A 5418-nucleotide genomic window follows, 5' to 3' on the forward strand; every position below is an offset into this window, starting at 1 on the left:
ATCGGGCGCATGAGAACAACTCCCGGGGTGCGGTGGATACCTTCCCCACCCTCAACCAAGTCCCCCATGTGACCCGGCCCGAGCCGGCCAGCCCCACGCATAACCGCCCGCCCACCGGCCCCGCCACGCCGTTCCCGCCGGCGTTCCCTGGCCCCAGCGGCAACCACAGCCCGTCCACGCCGCCCGCGGGCAGCTCGACCAGCCCGAACCCGCCGCAGGTAACGCCGCCACCCGCTCGGCCCGCTGAGCCGCCTATTTCCACCAGCCCCGGCCCGACGCCGCATCCAGCGCCCGGCCCCACGCCGCCGCCGGTACCGCAGCAGCCGCCGTCGGGTCCGACGGAGTCCACCAGGGTGACGCCAGCGCCGGACACGCCTTCCCAACCATGGCCATATCCGTCGCCGCGCTGGCCGTCACTACCCGACCGGTCCGCCTCCCCACCCGGCACAACGCCCCCACCTGGCCCCGGCACGCTGAGCCCCATGCCCGGACCAGGCCAGCCGCAGCAGCCCCCGATGGACAACCGGCCCGATCCAGGATTTCCGCAGCCGCCCGTTGAGCAGCCGGACATGAACGCCCTGCCGGCGCCGGCGCCGGAGGCGCCGGTAGTCCCGAAGCCGACCTCGGGCGGCGGTTACCTGTTCGGCGCGGGTGTATTCCTCGCCGCGTGCGTTGTCACAGCGATCGCTTTCGCGGTTACCCGGCGCAAGTTGCGCCACGCCAGCGGTTACGTGATCGGCAGCGGTGTCCGCGACACGCTGCACATCCCGACGATCGCCCAGCGCCTGCACGCCAGCAGAGCCGGCACGCGGAGCTCCGAGTCGGGCAGCGATCAAGAGTGGACGCCGCTGCCCGCCGGAGGAGTCCTCGACACCCCTAACCAGCAGCACACGGCAGGTAGGGACGGGTGGTTGGACCTTATCCGCACCAGCGACGCCAGGGAGACCGAGGAGGCAGGGTCAGGCACTCACGCGGCGGCGATTGCCTACGAACTCCCGCTCGGGGAACTCACCGGCCAATGCGTGCCGGTGCGCATCCTGGAGACCGGTGGGTTGGCCCTGCAGGGTCACGGCGCGGATGGTGTGGGACGCGCGCTGATCCTCAGCACGCTGTCCGGCGACGAGGACACCGGGCGGCCTGCTGGCCGCGTCCTTCTGCCGGCGGCGGATGCGTTGCGTCTGTTCGGGCGCAGTGACCTCGGCGACGACACGCCGGAGGGCCTGTGGATCGTCCCGACGCTCGATCACGCGGTCTCCGCGCTCGAGCACGAAATCAGCCGTCGCCAGCATCATCAGGCTCAGACCCATGACGCGCAATGGCCCGTGACGATGCTGGTGACCCGGACACCGGGCACGACCGCGTCGCACCGGGCGCTGCTCGAATTGATCCGCGCAGGCCGATCGTGGGGGATCACCGCGCTGGTGTTCGGCATGTGGCCCACCGGGCGGACCCTTAACCTAACGACCGTCCTCAATACCACCACAGGCGAAGATGAAATCGTTGTCACTCCGCCTGCCGGCTCGCTCACGGAGCCGCTGGAAGGGACCAATTGCTACGCGCTCCCGGCCGCCGATTGGTTCGCCCTGGCCTCCCAACTCGCCACGATGCTCGACAACCCGATCGACACCTCCCTCGCCCCGCCACCGTCTGACGGCCAGAACAGCCAGCCCGAGCCCGACGCACCCGCGGAACGTGTGCAGCTCGCCGGCGCCGTAGCCCAGCCCCAGCAAACGGACGGCACCCCAGAGCAGGGCGCCGCTGAAACGGCCGGTCGAAGCGTGCAAACCCACAATCAGAACCAGCTGGCTGACGATGATCCGGAACCGGTTCTCTACGCCGCTCCCGCCTGCACCGACGAATCCGCCGCATCGGACATCGCCGAGGACGCCTCCACCCCAGGCACCACCGCCCCGGGCGACGCGTCACCAGGCGTCCTGACCTTGTCCCTGTTCGGCCCGCCCCGAGCGATCTGGCACCCCACACCCACCACCGCAGGCGTTCAACCAGCCCCGGTCACCGTGCCATTGACGCCGAAGTTCCAAGAGATCTGTACTCACCTCGGCGTGCACGCCAACGGCGCCACCCGCGAGGCCATGGCAGAGGCCATCTGGCCGCGCAACAACCGCCGCGAGCTCCCCACCAACACGCTCAACACGAACTTCACCCGGTTCAAACAACGCGTCAATCAAGCCACCGGCGGCGCCATCGCCAACCCGATCACGATCATCGGGACCGGGTTGTGTCAGCTAGATACCGCCCACATTCGCATTGACTACCGCGACTTCCGCGAGGCGCTCGACCGCCGCCACCACACAACCGACCCGGATAAGGTCGCGCAGGTCTACCAGGAAGCGCTCAACCACTACACCGGCGAACTCGGCGAAGGCATCTACGCCGAGTGGATCGAACCCCACCGGCAAGACGCCAAACGCGACGCACTCGACGCCGCCTGTTACCTCGCGCGGCACTACGCCGACACCGACCCTCAACAAGCACTCAATGTCCTGGAGAAAGCCCGCGCCATCGACCCCGACAACAAATCAATCTACCAACACATCATCGAAATCCATCACAAGCTCGGCCAACCCGACGCAGCCGACCGCGCCGCCGAACTCTGGGAAAAACAAGTCGAGAAAGGCGCCGCTTTTGACCAATGACGGTCAGACGAGCCTAGTCTTGCCCGTTGTAGTGCTGATAGCCCTCGGCACCTTCCGAACACAGCCCCGGATCGAGCACGTCGTGCACCTCGTCAATGCCGACCTTGCTCAGCACACCGCTCTCTTCCCAAAGATCCGTGACCTCGTCCGGATACGTGGCCAGCAGGACTAAGATGTCACCCGGAGCGACGTGCGCCGCATCAGCCACTTCATCAACGGTTGCGCTCATGCTCTAAGCATCCATCATCGGGGTCGACCCCCGCTACGCGATGCTAGCGGAGCTACCAATGCTTACATGCTGTGCACGGTTGAACGTATGGCGTGATTCGGTCAAGCAGACCAGTCACTTCTCTTTGTCAGAAATATCTGCACCGGAAACGAGCGAGCGCGCGGTGACGGTGAATTGATTGATCACCGCGAGCATCTGCGGCGGTGACTTGCCGGCGCACGCACTCAAGAGCCACAGGCAGCACCACCCGAAAACACCCAAGTTCGCCCAACCCATGATCTGAGGATCAAGCAGCGGCTGAATCGACCGTAACCCCAGGAGAAGCCCCACCGGGATCACAGCAATGACGACGCTCCGAACGACGTTGAATAACCTATCGCGTGCAGCTTCCAATGAGTTCTTGCGGGCCTCCTCGCCCGAGAAGGCAATATATCCCAGGTGGCCAGTAAGAAGAGCGGCGACAATTTGGGACAAGTCGTCAACTAGCTTCTTCAGACCCTCGCGCTCGGGCAGTACGAGAGCTACTTTGAACTCTTCCATCGAGCGAGCTAGTCCGTAAAAGGCCGCACTGACCGCAGCGCCGGACCGCGCGCCAGCCCAGTCAGCCGAACAATTCCGCGCCAACATGTGGAGCGAGTCTGCCGCAAGGTCCAACTCGTACGCGATGTCCGCGCGATCACGCGTGTACTGAGGCAGCCAATATTCCGCTCGAACCTCTTCTTCAGATATTCCGCATTATCGTCGGAGATGTCGGATAAAATCTGGTCCGCGGCGCTCCTGATTGGCGGCCACGCGCAACTCAGGATCTGCACCAGCTTGTTCCGACTGTCATCAGAGATCTCACGTGACACGGCCACATAGCGGACAGCATCGCGCGCCATGGTCGTGACGAAGTCGCGGACGACTCCGTTCCGAGTATCAGTGATCAACAGAACCCTCTTGACAAACGCGCGCGTGAGATGCCAGTAGTATCGTGTTCAATATCTTGAACCGCGGCGAGGACGCAGTTCAGCGACCAGGTCCAGCCACCGGTCATAGAGCCGGCCGGAGTCTGCCGGAGAAACAGTCACAAATCCACCCCGCCGTAGCTGCATGAAATACCGGCCCTGGATACGGTGGAACCCGATCACCCAGGGTCCTCGTACAGTCCGCCCATTGGAGCGGCTGGTAGCGCCGAGCTGCCCACCGGCATCAGCGCCTGTGCACATTCGGGCCAGCACACTCGCATCGTGCGAGGAGACGCCGCGTCGCCGCAGCCCATCGGCGAGCTCAACAAAGTTGCTCGGGTCGGCCAGCTGAGCCGTCGCGTCGTCGAGCACGTCAGCGGGGATGTTCACCACCTGTCCGTACCCGGCTTGCATCTTCCCCAAGCTCCCGAGCAGCTCAGCGGCCACCCGGGCGCCGTCTACCGGACGCAGGCGGATCGGGCCAGCCCCGTCGTTGCTGACCACCACAACACCCTCAAAACCGTCCACCGCCCCGAACCCCAGGATCGGCCGGAGCGAACCGTCCGGATTCGTGTAGCGGATATCCAGCTGGTACTCCGCGCCGTCAATCAGCCCGAGCAACCGGGCCAGATGTGGCGACGGCCGTGCACCGTCAGATAGCCCGCGTTCAGCCAAACCCACCAGCGCGGACCGGAGAAGATTGTCGCTTTCGACCCGGTCACGCGCGGTCCAGCCTGGACGCCGCAGTCGGAACCACACTGGCGGATCGCCGAGCCTAAGCGACTCCCAACATGCCAACAGCTCCGTCGGCGACAACACGATCCCGCTCGGGGTCTGAACAATCACGGTTGCACCTCCTCAGGTCCGATCACCGGCGAGACCACGGCATCGTCTTCGGCGATCTCGAACGGATTCCCTGTACGCAGGAACAAATCCTCGTCACGCTCGCGGCGCCGCCCACCCCCTGCGCCACCGCCGCCCGCCGGCGTGACCAGCATCGCGCCGGGTCCCGACCCCGGGGACGGACCTTCCGCGGCTCGGGTCGGCATGGTGCCCGGCCCGCGCTCGACCGGAGCGGGAGAACTCTCGAATGGCCGAGGCAGCAAAGCACGTGTGCTGCCGCCTTGTCCGCCCGCCTGATATCCGCCCCCGCTCGGCCCGCCGGCAAGGAACGGCGGAACGGCAGGCGGTAGACCGGGCGAGATTCCCGGACCCAGACCTCCGGGTGCGCTCGGCGAACGGCTCACCCCACCAGCCGGGATCTCAGTGCCGCCCGCCTGGGGTAACGACGGAAGCGTGTACGCCGGCGCAGTGCTCGAGCTCGCGGCGGGAGGTCCAGCGGTGCCCGGCAACCCAGCACCAGTGTGGTCAGCGCCAGCAACGACATCGTCGGCGCCGGACCGACCCACACGGGGTACCGCGTTCGCGCCGGCATGGCCTGGAGCCGCGCGCCACCCCAGATCACCGTCCGAAACACCAGGGCCAGCAGGTTGTTTCGCTGGCTCAGCCCTGCTGAGCTGTGGGACTTGGTTGAGGGTGGGGAAGGTATCCACCGCACCCCGGGAGTTGTTCTCATGCGCCCGAT

The 5418-nt window shown here is 66.2% G+C and carries 5 protein-coding genes; 1 reads left to right on the top strand and 4 read right to left on the bottom strand.

Going from position 1 to position 5418, the window contains the following annotated elements; all coding sequences use genetic code 11:
* The first annotated feature begins 515 nt into the window (after positions 1–515).
* The gene (locus ABEB12_RS38040; protein WP_345703508.1) at positions 516–2657 is read left to right on the top strand and encodes a bacterial transcriptional activator domain-containing protein; all 2142 of its coding nucleotides are present in this window, start codon (positions 516–518) and stop codon (positions 2655–2657) included.
* Positions 2658–2670: 13 nt separating this feature from the next.
* On the opposite strand, the gene ABEB12_RS38045 is transcribed toward ABEB12_RS38040, so the two are convergent.
* From ABEB12_RS38045 to ABEB12_RS38060, 4 genes are all read right to left on the bottom strand, one after another.
* Entirely contained in the window at positions 2671–2886 is a 216-nt protein-coding gene (locus ABEB12_RS38045) for a hypothetical protein (protein WP_185061480.1), read from the bottom strand.
* A gap of 114 nt (positions 2887–3000) precedes the next feature.
* Positions 3001–3426, bottom strand: coding sequence for a hypothetical protein (locus ABEB12_RS38050; RefSeq protein ID WP_185061481.1), 426 nt, complete (start codon positions 3424–3426; stop codon positions 3001–3003).
* A gap of 437 nt (positions 3427–3863) precedes the next feature.
* Positions 3864–4679, bottom strand: a complete 816-nt coding sequence (locus ABEB12_RS38055; protein WP_185061482.1) for an ESX secretion-associated protein EspG — start codon at positions 4677–4679, stop codon at positions 3864–3866.
* On the bottom strand, positions 4676–4831 hold the full coding sequence (locus ABEB12_RS38060; protein WP_345703509.1) for a hypothetical protein: 156 nt from the start codon (positions 4829–4831) through the stop codon (positions 4676–4678). Before ABEB12_RS38060 ends, ABEB12_RS38055 begins: the two co-directional genes overlap by 4 nt.
* Positions 4832–5418 lie beyond the last annotated feature (587 nt).

Source organism: Actinospineispora eucalypti, from assembly GCF_039543365.1.
Taxonomy (GTDB): Bacteria; Actinomycetota; Actinomycetes; order Mycobacteriales; family Pseudonocardiaceae; genus Pseudonocardia; species Pseudonocardia eucalypti.

Coding starts and splice junctions, on each gene's coding strand:
- ABEB12_RS38040 (WP_345703508.1), top strand. CDS start 516: ATGGACAACCGGCCCGATCCAGGATTTCCGCAGCCGCCCGTTGAGCAG.
- ABEB12_RS38045 (WP_185061480.1), bottom strand. CDS start 2,886: ATGAGCGCAACCGTTGATGAAGTGGCTGATGCGGCGCACGTCGCTCCG.
- ABEB12_RS38050 (WP_185061481.1), bottom strand. CDS start 3,426: ATGGAAGAGTTCAAAGTAGCTCTCGTACTGCCCGAGCGCGAGGGTCTG.
- ABEB12_RS38060 (WP_345703509.1), bottom strand. CDS start 4,831: ATGCTGGTCACGCCGGCGGGCGGCGGTGGCGCAGGGGGTGGGCGGCGC.